General features: G+C 71.0%; 16 protein-coding genes. 4 read left to right on the forward strand and 12 right to left on the reverse strand.

What is annotated here, in order from left to right; translation table 11 throughout:
* Positions 1-15 precede the first annotated feature (15 nt).
* The 5 genes from ffh to RLT59_RS09300 all read right to left on the reverse strand — a co-directional run bounded on the left by ffh (position 16) and on the right by RLT59_RS09300 (position 7711).
* Positions 16-1566: a signal recognition particle protein gene (gene ffh / locus RLT59_RS09280; RefSeq protein ID WP_311302962.1), complete on the reverse strand. Its 1551-nt coding sequence runs from the start codon at positions 1564-1566 to the stop codon at positions 16-18.
* A gap of 131 nt (positions 1567-1697) precedes the next feature.
* Positions 1698-4151, reverse strand: a complete 2454-nt coding sequence (locus tag RLT59_RS09285; protein WP_311302963.1) for a [protein-PII] uridylyltransferase — start codon at positions 4149-4151, stop codon at positions 1698-1700.
* 31 nt (positions 4152-4182) lie between these two features.
* Positions 4183-4521 carry a P-II family nitrogen regulator gene (locus RLT59_RS09290; RefSeq protein ID WP_003965965.1) on the reverse strand — a complete coding sequence of 113 codons (339 nt, stop codon included), beginning with the start codon at positions 4519-4521 and terminating at the stop codon, positions 4183-4185.
* Positions 4518-5870, reverse strand: a complete 1353-nt coding sequence (locus RLT59_RS09295; protein WP_311302964.1) for an ammonium transporter — start codon at positions 5868-5870, stop codon at positions 4518-4520. Before RLT59_RS09295 ends, RLT59_RS09290 begins: the two co-directional genes overlap by 4 nt.
* A gap of 365 nt (positions 5871-6235) precedes the next feature.
* Positions 6236-7711: a transcriptional repressor NsdA gene (locus tag RLT59_RS09300; RefSeq protein ID WP_311302965.1), complete on the reverse strand. Its 1476-nt coding sequence runs from the start codon at positions 7709-7711 to the stop codon at positions 6236-6238.
* 427 nt (positions 7712-8138) lie between these two features.
* On the opposite strand from RLT59_RS09300, the gene RLT59_RS09305 reads away from it, so the two are divergent.
* Positions 8139-8798: a bifunctional DNA primase/polymerase gene (locus tag RLT59_RS09305; RefSeq protein ID WP_311302966.1), complete on the forward strand. Its 660-nt coding sequence runs from the start codon at positions 8139-8141 to the stop codon at positions 8796-8798.
* 81 nt (positions 8799-8879) lie between these two features.
* Here the strand turns inward: RLT59_RS09305 and ftsY are convergent, their stop codons facing one another.
* On the reverse strand, positions 8880-10076 hold the full coding sequence (ftsY, locus tag RLT59_RS09310) for a signal recognition particle-docking protein FtsY (protein ID WP_311302967.1): 1197 nt from the start codon (positions 10074-10076) through the stop codon (positions 8880-8882).
* Between the two features lie 214 nt (positions 10077-10290).
* On the opposite strand from ftsY, the gene RLT59_RS09315 reads away from it, so the two are divergent.
* Positions 10291-11256: an LLM class flavin-dependent oxidoreductase gene (locus RLT59_RS09315; RefSeq protein WP_311302968.1), complete on the forward strand. Its 966-nt coding sequence runs from the start codon at positions 10291-10293 to the stop codon at positions 11254-11256.
* A gap of 46 nt (positions 11257-11302) precedes the next feature.
* Here the strand turns inward: RLT59_RS09315 and RLT59_RS09320 are convergent, their stop codons facing one another.
* The 4 genes from RLT59_RS09320 to RLT59_RS09335 form a co-directional block, all read right to left on the reverse strand.
* Positions 11303-12721: a sugar porter family MFS transporter gene (locus RLT59_RS09320; protein ID WP_311302969.1), complete on the reverse strand. Its 1419-nt coding sequence runs from the start codon at positions 12719-12721 to the stop codon at positions 11303-11305.
* A 142-nt stretch (positions 12722-12863) separates the two neighbouring features.
* A complete protein-coding gene (locus RLT59_RS09325) occupies positions 12864-16562 on the reverse strand; it encodes an AAA family ATPase (protein WP_311302970.1) in 3699 nt (1232 codons plus the stop codon).
* Between the two features lie 365 nt (positions 16563-16927).
* Entirely contained in the window at positions 16928-17140 is a 213-nt protein-coding gene (locus RLT59_RS09330) for a hypothetical protein (protein ID WP_024494492.1), read from the reverse strand.
* A gap of 439 nt (positions 17141-17579) precedes the next feature.
* Complete coding sequence (locus tag RLT59_RS09335; RefSeq protein ID WP_073739083.1) at positions 17580-17861, reverse strand: acylphosphatase; 282 nt, start codon at positions 17859-17861, stop codon at positions 17580-17582.
* A gap of 144 nt (positions 17862-18005) precedes the next feature.
* Here RLT59_RS09335 and RLT59_RS09340 point away from each other — a divergent pair, with 144 nt between their 5' ends.
* Positions 18006-18995 carry a CAP domain-containing protein gene (locus tag RLT59_RS09340; protein ID WP_311302971.1) on the forward strand — a complete coding sequence of 330 codons (990 nt, stop codon included), beginning with the start codon at positions 18006-18008 and terminating at the stop codon, positions 18993-18995.
* Positions 18996-19104: 109 nt separating this feature from the next.
* The gene (locus RLT59_RS09345) at positions 19105-19527 is read left to right on the forward strand and encodes a winged helix-turn-helix transcriptional regulator (protein ID WP_311302972.1); all 423 of its coding nucleotides are present in this window, start codon (positions 19105-19107) and stop codon (positions 19525-19527) included.
* Here the strand turns inward: RLT59_RS09345 and mutM are convergent.
* Together mutM and rnc are read right to left on the reverse strand one after the other, a co-directional pair.
* A complete protein-coding gene (gene mutM / locus RLT59_RS09350; RefSeq protein WP_311302973.1) occupies positions 19524-20378 on the reverse strand; it encodes a bifunctional DNA-formamidopyrimidine glycosylase/DNA-(apurinic or apyrimidinic site) lyase in 855 nt (284 codons plus the stop codon). The two genes, RLT59_RS09345 and mutM, sit on opposite strands and share 4 nt — an antisense overlap.
* Positions 20379-20489: 111 nt before the next feature.
* Positions 20490-21317 carry a ribonuclease III gene (rnc, locus tag RLT59_RS09355; protein ID WP_311302974.1) on the reverse strand — a complete coding sequence of 276 codons (828 nt, stop codon included), beginning with the start codon at positions 21315-21317 and terminating at the stop codon, positions 20490-20492.
* Positions 21318-21334 lie beyond the last annotated feature (17 nt).

Here is a 21334-nt window from a genome sequence, read left to right on the forward strand (position 1 = left end):
ATGGCACGGGTTCGGTCAGCCCATGAACTTCTTGAACTCGTCGGGGAGCTCGAAGTTCTTGTCGTCCTGACCGGCCGGCAGACCGAGCGCGCCGCCCTGCGCCGCCTGCTCGCGGCGGGCGGCCTCGGCCGCCTCCTCCGCCTTGCGCTTCATCGGGTTGCCGCTCTTGCGCTTGCCCTTGGCCTGCTTGACCTGCTTCTTCTGACGGCCGGGGCCGCCGCCCATGCCGGGCATCCCGGGCATGCCCGGCATCCCGCCGCCCTGCGCCATCTTCGACATCATCTTGCGGGCCTCGAAGAACCGCTCGACCAGGCTCTTCACGGCGCTGACCTCGACACCGGAGCCCTTGGCGATACGGGCGCGCCGCGAGCCGTTGATGATCGTCGGCTCGGCGCGCTCCTTCGGGGTCATCGACTTGATGATCGCGGCGGTGCGGTCGACGTCACGCTCGTCGATGTTGTTGATCTGGTCCTTGATCTGCCCCATGCCGGGCAGCATCCCGAGCAGCTTGGAGATGGAGCCCATCTTGCGGACCTGCTCCATCTGGGCGAGGAAGTCGTCGAGCGTGAAGTCCTTGCCCTTGCTGGACGCCAGCTTCGAGGCCATCTTGGCGGCCTCGTCCTGACTGAAGGTCTTCTCCGCCTGCTCGATCAGGGTGAGCAGGTCACCCATGTCGAGGATGCGCGAGGCCATCCGGTCCGGGTGGAAGGCGTCGAAGTCCTCAAGCTTCTCACCGTTCGACGCGAAGATGATCTGCTTGCCCGTGACATGGGCGATCGACAGGGCCGCGCCACCTCGGGCGTCACCGTCGAGCTTGGAGAGCACCACACCGTCGAAGCCGACGCCGTCGCGGAAGGCCTCCGCGGTGTTGACCGCGTCCTGACCGATCATCGCGTCGACGACGAAGAGGATCTCGTCCGGGCTGACGGCGTCGCGGATGTCCGCGGCCTGCTGCATCAGCTCCTGGTCGATGCCGAGGCGGCCGGCGGTGTCGACGACGACGATGTCGTACTGCTTGGCGCGGGCGTGCTCGATCGAGTCCTTGGCGACCTGGACCGGGTCACCGACGCCGTTGCCCGGCTCCGGTGCGTACACCGCGACGCCGGCGCGCTCGGCGACGACGCTCAGCTGGTTGACGGCGTTGGGGCGCTGGAGGTCACAGGCGACGAGCAGCGGGGAGTGGCCCTGGCCCTTGAGCCAGAGGCCGAGCTTTCCGGCGAGGGTCGTCTTACCGGCGCCCTGGAGGCCGGCGAGCATGATCACGGTGGGCGCGGTCTTGGCGAACCGCAGCCGCCGGGTCTCGCCACCGAGGATGGAGACGAGCTCCTCGTTGACGATCTTGATCATCTGCTGCGCGGGGTTCAGCGCCTGAGAGACCTCGGCGCCGCGCGCCCGCTCCTTGACGTTGGCGATGAAGGACCGGACGACGGGCAGGGCGACATCGGCCTCAAGCAGGGCGATACGGATCTCGCGAGCCGTGGCGTCGATGTCCGCCTCGGACAAGCGGCCCTTGCCCCTGAGGTTCTTGAAAGTCGCGGCAAGGCGGTCGGAGAGAGTATCGAACACGGCGCTCGTCGGTCCTCAGGGTCGGGGGCGGGATGGGTCAGTCGTTCCCCAGGGTATCCGGACGCCGTGGAACGCAAAGCCCTCGCCCGGTTCTCGTGACGGACGAGGGCCGCCGCACGCGGTGAAAGCGCTCAGCCGAGCGCCTTCTCGACCTCCTGGGCCAGCTCCGCCGCCCGCTCCGCCGCCAGGGGCCTGCCGTCCTGATCGGTGACATAGAACGCGTCCACCGCGTTGGCCCCGAGCGTCGACACATGCGCGCTGCGGACCCGTACCGCGCTCTGCTCCAAGGCCCGGCCGATCCGGTGGAGCAGCCCCGGGGCGTCCTGGGCGCGCACCTCGATCACCGTGGCCAGCTGGGAGCCGGCCGCCGCGACCTTCACCCGGGGCGGCGGTGCCTTCATCCCGCGGCGGCGCGGGTAGGCCGCCTCGCGCTCGGCCAGCCGGGACCGGATGTCCAGCGAGCCGTCCAGGGCGCGTACGAGATCGGCGCGCAGCCGGGCGGCCTGGGGCAGGGACCCGTACTCGGCGGCGACCCGCCAGCTGAGCAGCAGTACGTCGGCGCTCCCGCCCAGCTCGGTGGGCAGCTCCACGGCCCGCAGGTCCGCGGCGCGCACGGTGAGCCGGTGCAGGGCCAGCACCCCGGCGGCGGCGGGGAGGACCCCGGGCCGGTCCGGGAGGGCGATGAGGAGTTCGACGCCGACGGGTTCCGGGGCGTCCTCCTCGTGCGGGGTCTCGGTCTGGGCGTGCAGGGCGAGGACCGGTTCGCCGGTGCGCAGGGCCTCGATGGCCAGGCGTTCCTGTTCGGCGCTCGGGGCCGCGGGCTCCGGCTCCTCCGGGCCCTCTCCGGCGAGGACCGCCGCGACGCGTCTGACCAGGTCCGTGACGAGGGAGGCGCGCCAGGCGGACCAGGCGGCGGGCCCGGTGGCGAGCGCGTCGGCCTCGGTGAGCGCGTGCAGCAGCTCCAGGGTGGAGGCGGTGGAGACGGCGGTGGCGACGGAGCGGACGGTCGCCGGGTCGTCGAGGTCGCGCCGGGTGGCGGTCTCGATGAGCAGCAGGTGGTGGCGGACGAGGGTGGCGATGACGCCCACGTCGTGCGGCTCGAAACCGATCCGGGCGGCCATGTCGCGGGCGATGACCTCACCGGCGACGGAGTGGTCGCCGGGCCAGCCCTTGCCGATGTCGTGCAGCAGCGCGGCGACGAGCAGCAGGTCGGGCCGGCCGACGCGGCGGGTGAGGGAGGAGGCACGGACGGCCGCTTCGACGAGGTGGCGGTCGACGGTCCAGGTGTGGACGGGGTTGCGCTGGGGCCGGCAGTGGACCCGCTCCCAGTCGGGCAGCAGCCGGGTGATCAGCCCCTCCGCTTCGAGGGCCTCCCAGACGGGCACGGTGGCCTCGCCCGCGCCGAGCAGGGTGACGAGCTCCTCCCGGGCCTCGGCCGGCCACGGCACCGGCAGCGGCTTGGCGGCGCCGGCCAGGTGGCGTACGACGTGGCGGGAGAGCGGGAGTTCGGACTGGGCGGCGGCCGCTGCGGCGCGCAGGACGAGCACCGGGTCGCGTTCGGGCCGGGCGGTGCGGGCGAGCACGACCTCGCCGTCCGCCTCGACGACGCCGTCCGCGAGCGGGCTGCGGTCGACGGCCGGGGCCCTGCCGCCGCCCAGCATGGCGCGCAGCCTGGGGCGCGCGGAGCGGGCCCGCAGCACCCGGTTGACCTCGCGCCAGGTGACGTCGGTGGCGTACGAGACGGTGCGGGCGGCCTCGTACACCTGGCGCAGCAGGGCGTCGGCGTCCAGGAGGCCGAGGGCCTCGGCGACCTGGTCCTGTTCCTGGAGGGCGAGGCGGTCGGTGGCGCGGCCGGTCGTCAGGTGCAGGGCGTCGCGGGCGTCCAGCAGGACGCGGCGGGCCTCCGCGAGGCCTTCGCGGGGTGCGTCGGCCACCCAGGAGGCGGCGACGGCGCGCAGGGCGGTGGCGTCGCGCAGGCCGCCGCGGGCCTCCTTGAGGTCGGGTTCCAGGAGGAACTGGAGCTCACCCTGGCGTTCGGCCCGTTCGCGGCAGAGCTCGTCGAGCGCGGGCAGCCGCTTGGGGGCCTGGTTGCGCCAGTCCGCGAGGATCGCGGTGCGCAGCGAGGCGACGAGGCCGAGGTCGCCGGCGACGGGCCGGGCGTCGAGCAGCCCGAGCTGCACCTTGAGGTCCTCGCCCGCCGTCTTACGGGCTTCGGCGGGGGTGCGGACGGAGTGGTCGAGGGCGAGGCCGAGGTCCCAGACGGGATACCAGATGCGGTCGGCCAGGGTGGCGACGGCTCCGGCGTCGGCGCTGCCGTCGTGCAGGAGCAGCAGGTCGAGGTCGCTGCGCGGGGAGAGTTCGCCCCGTCCGTAGCCGCCGACGGCGACGAGGGCGGCGCCGCGGACCCCCGCGTGGGCGGTGGCGGAGGCGAAGAGGGCGCTCAGCCAGTCGTCGGTGAGCGAGGCGAGGGCCGCACGGCGCGGCGGCCCGGACCGCGCCTCTCTCTGGAGGAGGCGCAGCCGGGCCGCCGCATAGCCGCTGGGTCCCGAGTCCTCGGATTCGGTGGTCACTTCGGTACTCGTCACCCAGCTGCCTTTCCGTTCAAGGAATCGTCGGTCAGAGTGCGTCGGGGCCGCGTTCGCCGGTACGGACCCGGACGGCGGTCTCGACGGGCACGCTCCACACCTTGCCGTCACCGATCTTGCCGGTCCGGGCCGCCTTGACGACGACCTCGATGAGCTGTTCGGCGTCCTCGTCCTCGACGAGCACCTCGATGCGGATCTTCGGGACGAGGTCGACGGTGTACTCGGCGCCCCGGTAGACCTCGGTGTGGCCGCGCTGGCGCCCGTAGCCGCTGGCTTCCGTGACCGTGAGGCCCTGGACGCCGAAGGCCTGGAGGGCCTCCTTGATCTCGTCAAGCCGGTGTGGCTTCACGACTGCGGTGATGAGCTTCATGCGTCCACCTTCTTGTTCGTCGGGGCTGCCGTGGTGCCGGGGCCGGGGGGCGTGGGGCGGGGGGACAGACCGCCGCCGGCGCCGCTGAAGTCGTAAGCGGTCTCGGCGTGCTCGACCTGGTCGATGCCGGAGACCTCGTCGTCCTCCTCGACCCGCATCCCGATCGTCCGGTCGAGGACGAAGGCGAGGATCGCGGAGACGACCAGAGAGTACGCGAGGACGGCGAAGACGCCGACGGCCTGCTTGCCGAGCTGGTCGAGGCCGCCGCCGTAGAAGAGGCCCTTGGCGTCGGACTGGACACCGCCGGTGGCGAAGAAGCCGATGAGCAAGGAGCCCACGATGCCGCCGACGAGGTGGACGCCGACGACGTCCAGGGAGTCGTCGTAGCCGAACCTGTACTTCAGGCCGACCGCCATGGCGCACAGCACACCGGCGATGGCACCGACCGCGATGGCGCCGAGCGGGCTGACCGCGCCGCCCGCCGGGGTGATGGCGACGAGTCCGGCGACGGCGCCGGAGGCGGCGCCCAGGGTGGTGAAGGAGCCGTGGCGGAGCTTCTCGTAGCCGAGCCAGGCGAGCATCGCGGCGGCGGTGGCGACCTGCGTGTTGACGAACATGACCGCGCCGACGCCGTCGTCGTTGCCGAGCCACGAGCCGGCGTTGAAGCCGAACCAGCCGAACCAGAGCAGTCCGGCGCCGAGCATCACGAGCGGCAGGCTGTGCGGCCGCATCGGGTCCTTCTTGAAGCCGACCCGCTTGCCGATGACGAGGATCACGCCGAGGGCCGCGGCGCCGGCGTTGATGTGGACGGCGGTACCGCCGGCGAAGTCGATGACGCCGAGTTCGTACAGCCAGCCGCCCGCGCCCCAGACCCAGTGCGCGACCGGGAAGTAGACGACGGTGACCCAGAGGGTGATGAAGAGCGCCCAGGAGGTGAACTTGACCCGGTCCGCGAGGGCACCGCTTATCAGGGCCGGGGTGAGGACGGCGAACATCAGCTGGAACACGGCGAAGACGTAGACCGGGATGGTGTAGCCGTCCCAGAGTTCCGTGACGCCGATCCCGCTGAGGCCGGCGAAGTCGGAGCTCCAGCCGATGAAGGAACCGATGTCGGAGCCGAAGGCGAGGCTGAATCCGTACAGCACCCACAGGATCGTGACGATCCCGAGGCTGATGAAGCTCATCATCAGCATGTTGAGGGTGCTCTTGACGCGGACCATGCCTCCGTAGAAGAAGGCCAGGGCCGGGGTCATGACCATCACGAGGGCGGAGCAGATGAGCATGAATCCGGTATTGGCGGCAGACAGCGTCGGGGCGTCTGCTGCGAACGTCGTGATGCCTGGGGGCATCGGCGTCTCCTCGTCGTCGGTGCGGCCGCGTGCGGGTGGTGGGGGCACAACCACGTGCGGAACCACTGGGGAAAGGGGCCGTCCTTATGCGCCATGAGATTCGCTCAGCGCCGTTTCCATGGATGCCGCGTGGTGTTTCGCCGCAGTGACGAAGGCGAGCGACGTGTTACGTCCCCATGAACCGCCCGTGCTGTTCCCGCGCTCGCACCTACTCTGCGGCCGGGGCCGCATACGGTGCGGTTACGACGCTCCGGTACGGGAACGACCACACGAACCGGCCACGGCGACCACCCACTGACCTGGCAATCGGGGGAGCCGAAGTCGGTCTGTGCGGGGTGGCCGTCGTGGCCGGGGACTGGGTGCCTTCAGACCGCTTCCGCGGTCTCGGGCAGCTGTTCGGTGAGGAGATCGGTGAGCCGGGCGACCTCGGGGATGTCCCCGAAGTCCCTGGCGGCGGTGTCGACCGTCTTGCGCAGCCGGGTGTTGACCCGCTCGGAACGGACCTTCCTGGCGACGCGCAGCGCCTTCTCGGCCAGCACGGTGGACTCCTCGGGCTCGCGCTTGAGGAGGTGGACCGTGGCGAGACCGATCAGGTTGAGGGCGTAGGAGCGCTGGTGCTCGTCGTCCTCCCCGAAGAGCTGGACCGCCTTCTGCATGACGGGTTCGGCCAGCGAGGCGTACGTGGGGCTGCGGCCGGCCACGTAGGCGAGGTCACGGTAGGAGTGGGAGTTCTCGCCGTTCAGCTCGGCGTCGGAGAAGAACCGGATCCAGTCGGGCTCGGGCTCGCCGTCGATTCCCGCGTCGAGGAAGGTGTCCTCGGCCATCCGGACGGCTCGTTTGCACTTGCTGGGCTGGCCCATGTTGGCGTACGCGCGGGCCTCCATCGCATACAGCATGGCCTGGGTCCGCGCGGTGGCGCAGTCCCGGCTGCCGTACTGGGCGAGGTGGATCAGTTCTAGGGCGTCGTCGGGCCGGCCGAGGTGGATCATCTGCCGGCTCATGCTGGACAGGACGTACGAGCCGAGCGGCTTGTCGCCGGCCTCCTTGGAGGCGTGCAGGGCGAGGACGAAGTACTTCTGGGCGGTGGGCTGGAGGCCGACGTCGTAGCTCATCCAGCCCGCGAGCTCGGCCAGTTCGGCGGCGCAGCGGAACAGCCGTTTGGCGGTGGCGGCCGGCTGCGGCTCCTGGAGCAGGTCGGTGACCTCGTGGAGCTGGCCGACGACGGCCTTGCGGCGCAGTCCGCCGCCGCACTGCGCGTCCCACTGGCGGAACATCGCGGTGGTGGACTCCAGCAGGTCGAGCTCGGGCCCGGAGAGCCTGGAGGGGCGGCGGGCGGCGGCCTCCGGATCCGGCTCGGCGGCCGCGGCGGCGGTGACGGGCACCAGCCAGCGCTGCATGGGTTCGATGAGGGCGGGACCGGCGGCGAGGGCGAGGGAGCTGCCGAGGAAGCCTCTGCGGGCGAGCATCAGGTCGCTGCGGGAGAACTCACTGAGCAGGGCGACGGTCTGGGGCCCGGCCCAGGGCAGGTCGACACCTGCCACCGACGGGGACTGGTGCGCGGCACGTAACCCCAGGTCCTCCACGGCGACGACGGAGCCGAAGCGCTCCGAGAACAGCTCGGACAAAATGCGCGGGATCGGTTCGCGCGGCTGCTCGCCGTCCAGCCAGCGCCGCACCCGTGAGGTGTCGGTGCTGATGTGGTGGGCGCCCAGCTGGCGTGCCCTGCGGTTCACCTGGCGGGCCAGCTCGCCCTTCGACCAGCCGCTGCGCACGAACCATGATCCCAATTGCCCGTTGGGGCGCTTACCGGCATTCGAATCGCCTGCGCCGCTGCCACTCACTGGAACGCCCCCATCCCGCCGAAATACCGTCCGCCGCGAACCATTCTCAGAATGCCGTGAACCGATCCTGTCCGTACGGAGGTCGCACGCCATCGAACAGAAAATCGAGTCGCCTCCGGCATACCCATGAGCGCACATACTTCCATGGTTCGTGTACCGACGGTAATCCTACGATCACCCCCTCGGGGAGGGTGATTGCGGAAACGCCACCATTCGCCACCCCTTCGGATGAACGCCACCGCAGCCCAGCGCGATTCACTTGACAGGTGACGATCAGCGCTAGGCGCAAAGGTGCATTCAGGGGCGTGCGAATGAGCCCGGACACTCAGGTGTGCGCCCCACGCCCGGCCGGACCGGCAGGGACGGTGGAGTGTCACGATTGAACCGCGTTCCGTAACCACCGCGAGCTGGACCCGTTGGAGGGGGCATGGGCTTCACGATCGGCGGCATCCGCGAACTGCGATCGGGCGCACGGCGCCGCGGCCGTGCGACCGAGGGCACCGCGGTGGCCGAGTACACGGGGTTATGGGGCTGGGCCGTCGCACCGGGCGCGCGGGCCTCTGACGGACACTGCTCCTGTGGGGCGGCCGACTGCCCCTCCCCCGGCGCGCATCCGCTGGACTTCGCACGGGAGGTGCCCGCGGGGGCGAGCCTCGACACCGCGGCGCGCGCGTGGGCAGAGGTGCCCGGCGCCTCGATGCTGCTGCCGGTGGGCCGCAGCTTCGACGTCCTCGAAGTCGCCGAGCAGTCCGGGCGCCGGGCGCTGGTGCGGATGGAGCGGATGGGCCTGCCGCTGGGCCCGGTGGCCGTGACGCCGGCCGGGCGGGCGCAGTTCTTCGTGGCACCGGGCGCGGCCGCCGGTCTCCCCCAGCTGCTGTACCGGATGGGCTGGGACGACGCGGAGCTGGACCTGCGGGCGCTCGGCCTCGGCTCCCACGTCACCGCCCCGCCGTCCGACCAGGGTGGCCTCGGCCCGGTCCGCTGGCTCCGTCCGCCGGCCCTGGACACCGCTGCGGCGCCGCCGGAAGCCCGGCTGCTGCTGGGCACGCTGGCGTACATCTGCCACCGCTGGTCCCTCTGCGGCTGAGCCCGCCCGGCCGCCCCGCGCAGCGAAAAGCCCGGCCGCCCTGATGTCCGGGCGGCCGGGCTGCTTCCTGTCCGGGCGGTCTCAGTCCCCGATCAGGGCGTCCACGAATGCCTCCGGCTCGAAGGGTGCCAGGTCGTCCGGCCCCTCGCCGAGCCCGATCAGCTTCACCGGTACGCCCAGCTCCCGCTGGACGGCGATGACGATGCCGCCCTTGGCGGTGCCGTCCAGCTTGGTGAGGACGATGCCGGTGATGTCGACGACCTCAGCGAAGACCCGGGCCTGCACCAGGCCGTTCTGCCCGGTGGTGGCGTCCAGGACGAGCAGGATCTCGTCGAGCGGTCCGTGCTTCTCGACCACCCGCTTGACCTTGCCGAGCTCGTCCATCAGGCCGGTCTTGGTGTGCAGCCGGCCCGCCGTGTCGATCAGTACGACATCGGCGCCCTCCGCGATGCCCTCCTTCACCGCGTCGAACGCGATCGAGGCCGGGTCACCGCCCTCGGGTCCGCGCACGGTGCGGGCGCCGACGCGCTCGCCCCAGGTCTGGAGCTGATCGGCGGCGGCGGCCCGGAAGGTGTCGGCCGCGCCGAGGACGACGCTGCGGCCGTCGGCCACCAGCACCCGGGCGAGCTTTCCGGTGGTGGTGGTCTTTCCGGTGCCGTTGACACCGACGACCATCACGACGCCGGGGGTGTCGACGCCGCTCTCCGTCTTGACCGCACGGTCGAAGTCGGTGCCGAGCAGGGTGATGAGCTCCTCGCGCAGCAGGGTGCGCAGGTCCTCCGGGGTACGGGTGCCGAGGACCCGGACGCGCTCCCGGAGCCGTTCCACCAGCTCCTGGGTGGGGGCGACGCCCACATCCGCGGTGAGGAGGGTGTCCTCGATCTCCTCCCAGGTGTCCTCGTCGAGGTTGTCCCGGGACAGCAGCGTGAGCAGCCCCTTGCCGAGGGAGTTCTGCGAGCGGGCGAGCCGGGCCCGCAGCCGGACCAGCCGGCCGGCGGTGGGCTCGGGGACGTCGAGCGCGGGGGGCGCGGCGGCATCCGGGGCCTGCTCCGCCTCCTCCTCGGTGGGCGGGAGCCCGACCTCCTCGATGGTGCGGCGCGATTCGTCGCGCGGCGTTTCGGCCTCCTCGCCGACATGGGGCTCGGCGGGAGGAGTGATGGTCGGCGTGCTCGACGGTGCCGGGGGCAGCTGCTTCTTCTTGCGGCTGCTGACCACGAGCCCGCTGATCACGCCGACCGCGACCAGGGCGATGACTACAGCAAGGATGACGAATTCCATAACCCACCCAGTATCAGTCACGCGCGGGGACAATCGGGGAATGGCCGTTCCGCAGGGGGCCGGCCGCACCATATTCCCGGTACGCCGACGGCTCCGCCCGCACGCGGCACCGCCGCGCCCCGGCGTACGGCGGCACGACGCACCCCTACACTTCTGACGCTACGTCAGCTACTGTCCGGCCTCGCCCAGCCCGCCCGGCGAAGGGGACAGTGTCATGGCCTTCACAGTCGTCCGGTTCAACCTCGTCGATCCAGCCGCCACGCCCGACTCGCTCTCGGCCCGCTACCGCGCGGCCCTGGACATGGCCGCGTACGCCGACGAGCACGGCATCGACACCGTACAGACAGAGGAGCACCACGGGGCCGCCAACTCCTGGCTGCCCTCGCCCTTCGTCCTGGCCGGGGCCGTCTTCGGCGCGACCGGCCGGATCGCGGTCACGGTCTCCGCGGTGATCGGGCCGCTGCACGACCCGTTGGGGCTGGCGGAGGACATCGCGGTGCTCGATTTGCTGAGCGCGGGCCGGCTGGTCACGGTCGCGGGGATCGGTTACCGGCCGGAGGAGTACGAGCGGGCGGGCGTCGAATGGGGCAGGCGCGGCCGGATCCAGGACGAGCTGCTGGAGACGCTGCTGCTGGCGTGGACCGGGGAGCCGTTCGAGTTCCGGGGCCGCACGGTCACGGTGACCCCCCGGCCGCTCACCCGGCCGCACCCGCTGCTGCTGGTCGGCGGCAGCTCCCGGGCGGCGGCGCGGCGGGCGGCGCGGCTGGGGCTGCCGCTGTTCCCGAGCGCGCATCTTCCCGAGCTGGAGGCGTACTACCACGAGCAGCGCGCGGAGCACGGCACCGAGGGTTTCTGCATGATGCCCGCGGCCGAGACGCCCCTGTTGCACGTGTCTCAGGACCCGGACCGGACCTGGGCCGAGTACGGGGAGCACTTCCTGCACGAGGCCCGTACATATGCCTCCTGGCAGTCCAAGGACATCCGCTCGGCCGTCCGCTCGGCGGCCACGACAGTGGCGGAACTGCGCGAGGAGGACGTCTACCGGATCGTCACCCCGCAGGCGTGCGCCGATCTGGGCCGGGAGCTGGACAGCCTGGTGCTGCATCCGCTGTGCGGCGGGATGCCGGTCGAGGAGGGGTGGCGCAGTCTGCGGCTGTTCTGCGAGGCGACCGGTGGCTGACGGTCCGTGCCGCGCGGCGTGAGCCGCGCGGCACGGACCGTGGGGGTCAGCCCATCTCCTCCAGCGCCTTGCCCTTGGTCTCCTTGACGAACTTGAGGACGAAGGGGATCGAGAGCGTCGCGAAGCAGGCGTAGATGATGTACGTGCCCGACAGGTTCCAGTCGGCGAGGCTCGGGAAGCTCGCGGTGATCGCCCAGTTGGCGATCCACTGCGCGGACGCGGCGACACCGAGCGCCGCGGCGCGGATCCGGTTCGGGAACATCTCGCCGAGGAAGACCCAGACGATGACACCCCATGACAGGGCGAAGAACAGCACGAACACGTGGGCAGCGACAAGCGCGACCACGCCCTGGGTGTTGGGGAGCTTGCCGTCGACCAGGTTGGCGGAGAAGGCCCACGCCTCGAAGGCGAGCGCGATGGCCATGCCGCAGGAGCCGACGAGAGCCAGCGGGCGGCGGCCCACCCGGTCCACCAGCACCATCGCGATCACCGTACCGATGATGTTGATGATCGAGGTGGTGAACGAGTAGAAGAACGAGTCGGTCGGGTCGATGCCGACGGACTGCCACAGTGTCGCCGAGTAGTAGAACGCCACGTTGATGCCGACGAGCTGCTGGAAGACCGACAGGCCGATACCGACCCAGACGATGGGCAGGAAGCCGAGGCGGCTGCCCAGCAGATCCTTGAATGTCGACTTGTGCTCGCGGTGCATCGCGGTCTCGATCTCGGTCACCCGGGCGTCGAGGTCGACCCCCTCGCCCTCGACCTCCGAGAGGATCCGACGGGCCCGGTCCTTCTTGCCGACCGAGATCAGGAACCTCGGCGACTCGGGGATCGCGAAGGACAGCAGACCGTACAGAACCGCGGGCACGACCATCACACCGAGCATCCACTGCCAGGCTTCCAGGCCGCCGATCTTGCCGCGCTGGTCGCCGTCGGCGATCTGCAGGATGCCGTAGTTGACCAGCTGGGAGATGGCGATGCCGATGACGATGGCCGCCTGCTGAAAGGAGCCGAGGCGGCCCCGGTAGGCGGGCGGTGAGACCTCCGCGATGTACGCCGGGCCGATCACCGAGGCCATGCCGATGGCGAAGCCACCGATGATGCGCCACATCGACAGGTCCCAGAGCGCGAACGGGAGCGCGGACCCGACGGCGCTGATGGTGAAGAGGACCGAGGCGATCTGCATGCAGCGGATTCGGCCGATCCGGTCGGCGATGCGGCCCGCGGTGGCCGCGCCGATCGCACAGCCGATGAGGGCGATGGCGATGACCTGGGCGAGCGTGCCGGAGCCGATGTCGTACCGGCTACGGATCGCCTCGACGGCGCCGTTGATCACGGAGCTGTCGTAACCGAAGAGGAAGCCGCCCATCGCGGCGGCCGCCGTGATGAAGATGACATGGCCCAGGTGGTCCGGGTGGGCCGCTCCGGTTCCGGACTCGGGTCCCTGCGATGTGCTGGTCACGTGAACTCCTGGTGCCTGGCCGCAGACGCAGGCGTGGGGGGCGAGCTGTACCCAGTGGCGCATACGTTCACCTGCGCCACCACTCGAAGACGAAACGTCGGCGCGGGGACCAGATGTTCGGTTCTCGAAGCCTGAGGGTGGCTCAGCGCAGCCGCTGGCTGATCACCTTGGAGACCCCGTCGCCCTGCATCGAGACGCCGTAGAGCGCGTCGGCGACCTCCATCGTCCGCTTCTGGTGCGTGATCACGATGAGCTGGGAGCTCTCCTGGAGCTCCACCATGATCCGGATCAGCCGCTGGAGGTTGGTGTCGTCGAGCGCCGCCTCGACCTCGTCCATCACATAGAACGGGCTCGGCCTGGCCTTGAAGATCGAGACGAGCAACGCCACTGCCGTCAGCGACCGTTCACCGCCGGACAGCAGGGACAGCCGCTTCACCTTCTTGCCCGGCGGGCGGGCCTCGACGTCCACACCGGTCGTGAGCATGTTGTCCGGGTCGGTCAGGATGAGCCGCCCCTCGCCGCCCGGGAAGAGGCGCGAGAAGACCCCCTCGAACTCGCGGGCGGTGTCCCGGTACGCCTCGGTGAAGACCTGCTCGACGCGCTCGTCGACCTCCTTGATGACCTGCATCAGATCGGCCCGGGTCTTCTTCAGGTCCTCAAGCTGCTCGGAGAGGAACTTGTGCCGTTCCTCCAGTGCGGAGAACTCTTCGAGGGCGAGCGGATTCACCTTCCCGAGTTGCTGGTACGCCCGTTCGGCCGACCTCAGCCGCTTCTCCTGCTCGGCCCTGACGAACGGCTTCGGCTGGTTGCGCGGATGCTCCGGATCCTCCGGCAGCTCCTCGCCCTCCGCGGCCGGGGACGGCGGCACGAGCTGGTCGGGCCCGTACTCGGCGGCCAGACCGGCCGGCTCCACGCCCAGCTCCTCCAGGGCCTTGGCCTCCAGCTGTTCTATCCGCAGCCGCTTCTCCGCGCCGAGCACCTCGCCCCGGTGGACCGAGTCGGTCAGCTTGTCCAGCTCGTCCTTGAGCGCACGGCCCCCCAGCCGCTCCGCCGCCAGCTCCTGTTCCCGCTCGGCCTTCGAGGCCTCCGCGGCGGCTCGCTCCTGCTCGGCCCGTACGACGGACACCTCGACGTGGGCCAGCAGCTGACGGGCGCCGGACGCCACGGCGGAGGCCACCGCGGCCTCATGGCGCAGCCGAGCCCTGCGCTGCTCGACCCGGGCCCGCGCCTCCCGCTCCGCGCGGGCACCCCGGTCCAGGGAGTCGGCGCGGCCGGCCAGCGCCTTGACCCGTTCCTCATGGGTACGGACCTGGAGGCGGGCCTCCATCTCGGTCTGGCGGGCATTGGCACCGTCGGCGGCGAGCCGGTCGCGGACGGCGCTGTCCGGCTCCTCGTCGGCGCCGTCCTGCGCGGCCTCCTCGGCCACGAGCAGCCGCTCGGCCAGCTCCTCCGCGTCCTGGGTCGCGCGCTCCAGCGCCTCCTGGGCGCGGGCGGCGGAGGCGGCCATCCGGTCGGCCTCACCGGCCGCGCCCCGCGCCTGGCCGGCCAGCCGGCCGAGCTGCTGGGCCACCCCGGACTTCTCCCGCTCGGCGGCCCGGCGCCGCTCCCCCAGCTCCTCGACGAGCGCCGCGACGGTGGAGCGCCGCTGCCCGGCGAGCTGCTGGGCCTCGGCCAGCTGCGTGCACCGCACCGCCAGTTCGGCCAGTTCGGCGGCGGCCTCGTCCACGGACGCCTGGACTTCGAGGAGGCTGGGCGCGCCCGCGGAACCGCCGTGCGCGAAGTGCGCCGAGAGGACGTCCCCCTCGCCGGTCACCGCCATCAGCTCCGGGCGGGCGGCCACCAGGTCCTCCGCGTCCTCCAGCGTCCCGACGACCACCATGTCCCGCACCAGCCTGCGCACCGCGGCCACCAGTTCGACGGGACCGCTGACGAGGTCCGCGACGGCGGGGTTCTCCAGACCGTCGGGCGCGGGCGCGGCCGGGTGTCCGGCCGGAGCCGCCCCGGTCCCGTCCGCGCCCAGCCGCACCGGGAGCCGCTCCGCCGCCTGGCCCGGGACGTGCGCGGCCTCGCTCCGGGGCGCGGGCTCCGCTTCCGTGCCCTGCCCGGGTACGTGAGCGCCTGCGCCGCCTCCCAGCAGCAGCGCGGCCCGGCCCGCGTCCAGTTTCCGCAGCAGCCGGATCGCCTCTGCCGCCGTGGCCGGGTCCGTCACCGCCACCGCGTCCGCCGCCGCGCCCAGTGCGGCGGCCACCGCGACCTCGTGCCCCGGGGCCACCGTGAGCAGCTCCGCGGCCGGTCCGAGCAGCCCGGTCAGCCGGTCCCGGGCACCCAGCAGCACCCCGGTGCCGTCCTTGCGGCGCAGCCCGAGGGCCAGCGCGTCATGGCGGGCCGCGACGGCGGCGCGCTTCCGTTCGGCGACGGTGGCGGCCTCCCGGGCGGCGGAGAGCGAGGCCTCCGCCTCCTTGAGTCCGCTCCGGGCGGCCTCGTGCCGCTCACCGAGCTCGGCGTCACCGGCGTCCAGGCCGTCGACCTCGGCCTTGAGCTGTTCGTACTCCTCCTGGGCGGCGACCGCGCGCTCCCGTGCCTCGTCGCGCGAGGTGGCCAGCCGGTCGATCTCCGACTGCGCCGAACCGGCACGGCTGCGGGCCGCGTTGACCTGTCCGCTGAGCCGGGCGAGCCCTTCGCGGCGGTCCGCGAGGGCGCGGGCGGCATCCTTCAGCCTGCGTTCCTCCGCCGCCAGCTCCCGCTCCAGTTCGGACCGGTGGGAGGCGGTGTCCTCCAGGGCGTGTTCCGCGGCTTCCAGCGCCGCGGTCAGCTCCGCCTCCTGCTCGCGGATCCGGGCCGCCTCGCGCTCCATGTCCTCGGGGTCGCGGCCGCGCCGCTCCTCCTCCGGCGGGGCGGTCGCGCTCTTCACCCGGGCGTCGGCCAGTGAGATCGTGCCGCGCACCCGCTCGGCCAGCTGCGACAGCTCGTACCAGGTCTGCTGGGCGCGCTGGAGCCTGGGCGTGAGCCGCCGCACCTCGTCCTCAAGCTCCGCCTCGCGCCCCAGCGCCGCCTTGAGCTCCACCTCCGCCGCCTCCCGGCGCCGCTTCAGCTCGGCCTCGTCGGCGATCTCGCTGCGCAACGCGCTGTGCAGCCTGACCAGGTCGTCCGCGAGCAACCGGAGCCGGGCGTCGCGCAGATCGGCCTGGATGACGGCGGCCCGGCGGGCGACCGCGGCCTGCCGGCCGAGCGGCTTCAGCTGTCGCCGCAGTTCGTCGGTGAGGTCCTGGACGCGGGCCAGGTTCGCCCCCATCGCGTCCAGCTTCCGCAGCGCCTTCTCCTTGCGCTTGCGGTGTTTCAGTACGCCGGCGGCCTCCTCGATGAACGCGCGGCGCCCCATCGGGTCGGCGTGGAGTACGGAGTCCAGCTGGCCCTGGCCGACGATGACGTGCATCTCGCGGCCGATGCCGGAGTCGGAGAGGAGTTCCTGGATGTCCAGCAGCCGGCAGGTGTCGCCATTGATCTGGTACTCGCTGCCGCCGTTGCGGAACATGATCCGGGTGATCGTCACTTCGGCGTACTCGATGGGCAGCGCCCCGTCGGAGTTGTCGATGGTCAGCGACACTTCGGCCCTGCCGAGCGGAGGCCGCCCGGTGGTACCGGCGAAAATGACGTCCTCCATCTTGCCGCCGCGCAGGGATTTGGCACCCTGCTCCCCCATGACCCAGGAAAGCGCGTCCACCACATTGGACTTGCCCGATCCATTGGGGCCGACCACGCAGGTGATCCCGGGTTCGAACCGCAGGGTCGTGGCGGAGGCGAACGATTTGAAACCACGCAGGGTCAGGGCCTTGAGGTGCACGCCGCCGGACTCTACCTTTCGCTCTCGGTTTCGCTGATGAAGGTGCAGGGCACATCAGACGGTAAGGGAAGGGGTGTACGTCCGGGGCGGGACGGGCGCGGTTCGGAGGGGAAAAGAAAGAAGGGACGCCGAAGCGTCCCCGGTAAAGCTTGTGCATTGCTCTGTCGCCGGATCCGCCGCCTCCAATGGAGACGCGCGTGCCGGATCATGACAGGCAGACGAAGACGCAGATCAAACGCATTTCATGAGCGAGTTCCATGAGCAAGCGATGATCAGGCGCAATCGATCTTCAATGATCCGGTGACGATCCGGCGATGATTCCGTGCGGCTGACGCGTGCAGCCCGACCGGCCCTGGGGCAATCGGTCAGGTCAGCGCCGGCTCCGCCTGAGGTACGTCGATGTCGATGCTGTCGAGCAGCGACTCTTGGTGCTGAGCGGCGGCGTTGAGCGCGTCGTTCTCGTCCTGAATCCGTACGATCTCGGATTCAAGATCCTGGACGCGCTGCTGAAGCCGTCGCATCTCGGCGAGGAGTCGCGGGTCGGAACCGCCGACGTAACCGAGAAGCGCCTTTGCCATGAGGATGGTCCTCCACACTGAGTGACCGACCGATGCGGTGTGGGTCGTGAGGGAATCGCACCCGCGGTGCTCGGCAGTGCTCTGTGTTCACTGCTGTTCTGCTGCCAAACAGCTCTGCCGAACAGCTAAGGTGCGCGGGGTTTTCAGCGTCTCACCAAAAAGTTTGACGGTCAACACGATCACACCCTGTAGAGAAGGGCGTCCCGGGGGTGCGCGGCCTGGCGATCATGCGGCGCGACTCTCCTGCGGGGCCCTCAGGAGCGCGGAGATCATCCTTCTCGCCGCAGCCTCGCACGGCAACCGATTCTTGGCAACCACCGGATCATTCCGCAGGTCATTTCATGTGTACGCGCGACGGCGCCCCCCCGCGGTCACCCCGCGCCGCCCTTCGAACACAGCCCGAACACGGCACTTCCTGCGCGCCCCTCCGGGCACCGGATCAGCGGATCGCGAACCCCTCGTATCCCCCCCGTGGCGTGTCCCAGATCTCAGTGACTCCGTCAACGCGGCCGGGTGTGTCGTCCGAGCGCAGCCAATCCAGCAGACGGTGGCAATTCTCACGCCGCCCCTCGGCCACCACCTGCACCCTGCCGTCGTCGAGATTGAGGGCGAATCCTGTGAGGTCCCCGATCTCCAGAGCGTTTGCCCTGGTGAACCAGCGAAACCCTACTTGCTGTACTCGACCGCGTACCCAGGCGGTGAGTCGTACATCTTCGTTCATGCCCGAACGCTAACCGCCCAATTGCTCTCGGAGCACTTCTCGGCGAAAGCTCATGGCGTACAGTCCCCTCGCAAAAGCTCACTCGATCGGGTGAGTCATGGTGACGTCGAAAACGGCGTCCAGGTCGTCAGAAGGGCACAGCAGATGGGACGCCATCGACGCTCCGCCGCAGCTCCCACCGCTGAGGAAAGCGCGGAACGGGACGCCGGACGGAGCCGGGGAGACCGCCGCAGGAAGCGGTCCGGCCTGCCGGTGCGCACTGGACTGCTCGGTGTCTCCGCGGCCATGGCCGTCGGAGCCGTCGCGGTGGCCTCCGGTCTGCTGCCCGGTGGTGACAACTATCTGAGCGGTGGTTCGGCCGCCGACCAGGTGCGTTCCCAGGGCGCCCCGGACCTGCTGTCCCAGGGCGGCTCCACGACCCCGCCGGCCGACCGTCACACCGCGTCCGACACCGCCAGCCGCGGCACCGGCCGCGCCGACGGGCCGACGAAGTCGAGCCCCTCCGCCGACGGCAAGCCCTCCTCCCCCTCCAGGACGTCCGGACCGGCGAAAAAAACCGGGAAGAAGGACAAGAAGAAGGAAGCGGACCGGAACGCGGGGAAACCGGCGAGCGCCGGGCCGTCCCGGAAGGCCGCCGCCTCGAAGGCCCCCGCCGCACGGGCCACGAAGAGCGCCACCACCAGCCCGACGACCGCCGCTCCGGCCCCCTCCACGTCCGCACCGGCCGCTCCGCAGACCACCGCGCCGCCCGCCGCCGGCACCTCGGCCCAGGCCGCCGTGCTCTCCCTGGTCAACCAGGAGCGCGCCAAGGTCGGCTGCAGCCCGGTCACCGCGAGCGGTTCGCTGGCCTCGCTCGCCCAGAACTTCAGCGACGACATGGCGGCCCGCGGCTTCTTCGACCACACCGACCCCGACGGCAAGACCCCCTGGGACCGCGCCGCCAAGGCCGGCGTGGACGGACTCGGCGGCGAGAACATCGCCCGCGGCCAGGCCGACGCGCAGGCCGTGATGGATGCCTGGATGAACAGCGACGGCCACCGCGCGAACATTCTCAACTGCGATTACAAGACGCTCGGCGTGGGTGTCCACTTCGGCTCCGGCGGCCCCTGGTGGACCCAGGACTTCGGCTTCTGATCCCTACCCGCCCCACATCGCCACCCGCTCCTGCCCCGTACGCCCCACTCGCCCTCCAGCGGATAGCGCAATCCCGTGGAGAGCGCTGTGCGGGCGTACGCTGGTTTTCATGGACGAGAACGGTGGCAGCGGGGCGGACGGCTGTCCGGACGAGGAATGGGCCTTCGACGTGTTCTCCAAGCGGTGCCCCTCGCGCGGCACGCTGGAACATGCCACCGGCCGCTGGGGAAGCCTGACGCTGGGCGCGCTGTACGAGGGCAGCCTCCGCTTCAACGCGCTGCGCCGCCGGGTCGACGGGGTGAGCGAGAAGATGCTGTCCCGGACCCTGCACGCACTGGAACGGGACGGACTGGTGCACCGAGAGGCGCAGCCCACCAATCCGCCCCGCGTCGACTACGAGCTGACCCCGCTGGGACAGCAGGTCGCCGAGCGGCTGCTCGGGCTGATCCACCTCGTCGAGGGCCGGATGGACGAGGTCCTGGCCGCCCGCGCCCGTTACGACGAGGCCAGACAGGACGCGGGCACGCCTTAGGGGCGCGGCGGGCGCTGGCAGCGCGGGCAGAAGTAGCTGGACCGGTTCATCCAGGCGCGGCGCCTCATCGGCGTACCGCAGCGGTGGCACGGCTCGTCCTCGCGCCCGTAGGCGTCGAGCGACCGGTCGAAGTAGCCGGACTCGCCGTTCACGTTGACGTAGAGGCTGTCGAAGCTCGTGCCGCCCTGTGCCAGTGCCGCGTTCATCACATCGCGGACGTGGCCGAGCAGCTCGGCCGACTTGGGGCGGGTCAGGGTCGCGGTCGGGCGGTCGTAGTGCAGCCTGGCGCGCCACAGCGCCTCGTCCGCGTAGATGTTGCCGACCCCGCTGATCAGCGACTGGTCGAGCAGGGCGCGCTTGACGGTGGTGCGGCGCAATCGCAGCGCGGTGTGGAACGCGGCGTCGTCGAATTCCGGGTCCAGCGGATCGCGGGCGATGTGCGCGATGGTTTCGGGCATTCCGTCGGGGGTGTTGTCGTGCAGCGAGAGGCCGCCGAAGGTGCGCTGGTCGACGAAGCGGAGTTCGGTGCCGAGGGAGTCGTCGAACCGGATCCTGATCCGCAGATGCTTCTCGTCGGCGGCGTCCTGCGGCTGTACGAGCAGCTGACCGCTCATGCCGAGGTGGCCGAGGAGCGAACTGGCCGTGTCCTCCAGCGGCACCCAGAGGTACTTGCCCCGGCGCATCGCGGGCCCGAACCGGACCCCGTCGAGCCGGGCCGCGAAGTCCACGCCGCCCGCGAGATGGCGGCGGACCGCACGCGGGTGCAGTACCTCGACCTCATCGACCGTGCGCCCGGTCACCCAGCGCTGGAGACCGCGTCGTACGACTTCGACCTCGGGCAGCTCGGGCACGGTGTCGCTCCTGTATCTGAAAAGGATCCGGTATCTGAAGGGACCGGTATCCGGAAAGGATCCGGACAGAGAGAACCCCCCGGTGCGCAGGGCACCGAGGGGTTTTCCGGGTCAGGCCGGAGCGACGTCCGTGGATGACGGCGGTTCGGCAGGGGTGTCGGCGGCCCCTCCGTCGGCAGCGGCCTCGTCGGCCACAGCCTTCCGCGCCTCCGCGGCGGCACTGATCTCGCGCCAGGCGGATTCCGCCGCCTGTTGCTCCGCTTCCTTCTTGCTACGGCCGGTGCCGGTGCCGTACGAGACACCACCGACGCGAGCAGCAGCAGTAAAGGTCTTCTCGTGGTCCGGGCCGGTCTCCGTGACGAGGTACTCGGGGACTCCGAGGCTCTCGCTCGCGGTGAGCTCCTGAAGACTGGTCTTCCAGTCCAGGCCGGCGCCGAGGTTGGAGGACCTGTCGATCAGCGGGTCGAAGAGCCGGTGAACCAGCTCGGAGGCCGCGCCGAGGCCCTGATCGAGATAGACCGCGCCGAGCACCGCTTCAAGGGTGTCGGCGAGGATGGACGCCTTGTCCCGGCCACCCGTGCCCTCTTCACCTCGGCCGAGCCGGATGAAGGAGCCGAGTTCGAGGCCGCGGCCCACTTCCGCAAGCGCACGCGAGTTGACCACCGCGGCCCGCAATTTGGCCAGCTGGCCTTCAGGCAGGTCGGGGTGAGTGCGGTACAGCGTGTCCGTGACCACCAGGCCGAGCACCGAGTCCCCGAGGAACTCAAGCCGCTCGTTGGTGGGCAGGCCGCCGTTCTCGTACGCGTACGAACGGTGGGTCAGCGCACGCACCAGAAGGGCGGACTCAAGGTGATACCCGAGCCGCCCTTCCAGAAGCGTGTGGGACGAGGCTGTGTTGACGTTGTCTGACTGCTTCTTGGCGTGGGACAACTCAGACATCGGGCCTCTCACCAGCC

Origin of the sequence: Streptomyces sp. ITFR-6 (assembly GCF_031844725.1) — a bacterium.
Lineage (GTDB): Bacteria > Actinomycetota > Actinomycetes > Streptomycetales > Streptomycetaceae > Streptomyces.

Coding starts and splice junctions, on each gene's coding strand:
- RLT59_RS09290 (WP_003965965.1), bottom strand. CDS start 4,521: ATGAAGCTCATCACCGCAGTCGTGAAGCCACACCGGCTTGACGAGATC.
- RLT59_RS09330 (WP_024494492.1), bottom strand. CDS start 17,140: ATGGCAAAGGCGCTTCTCGGTTACGTCGGCGGTTCCGACCCGCGACTC.
- RLT59_RS09335 (WP_073739083.1), bottom strand. CDS start 17,861: ATGAACGAAGATGTACGACTCACCGCCTGGGTACGCGGTCGAGTACAG.
- ftsY (WP_311302967.1), bottom strand. CDS start 10,076: ATGGAATTCGTCATCCTTGCTGTAGTCATCGCCCTGGTCGCGGTCGGC.
- RLT59_RS09305 (WP_311302966.1), top strand. CDS start 8,139: ATGGGCTTCACGATCGGCGGCATCCGCGAACTGCGATCGGGCGCACGG.
- RLT59_RS09315 (WP_311302968.1), top strand. CDS start 10,291: ATGGCCTTCACAGTCGTCCGGTTCAACCTCGTCGATCCAGCCGCCACG.
- RLT59_RS09340 (WP_311302971.1), top strand. CDS start 18,006: ATGGGACGCCATCGACGCTCCGCCGCAGCTCCCACCGCTGAGGAAAGC.
- RLT59_RS09295 (WP_311302964.1), bottom strand. CDS start 5,870: ATGCCCCCAGGCATCACGACGTTCGCAGCAGACGCCCCGACGCTGTCT.
- RLT59_RS09345 (WP_311302972.1), top strand. CDS start 19,105: ATGGACGAGAACGGTGGCAGCGGGGCGGACGGCTGTCCGGACGAGGAA.
- rnc (WP_311302974.1), bottom strand. CDS start 21,317: ATGTCTGAGTTGTCCCACGCCAAGAAGCAGTCAGACAACGTCAACACA.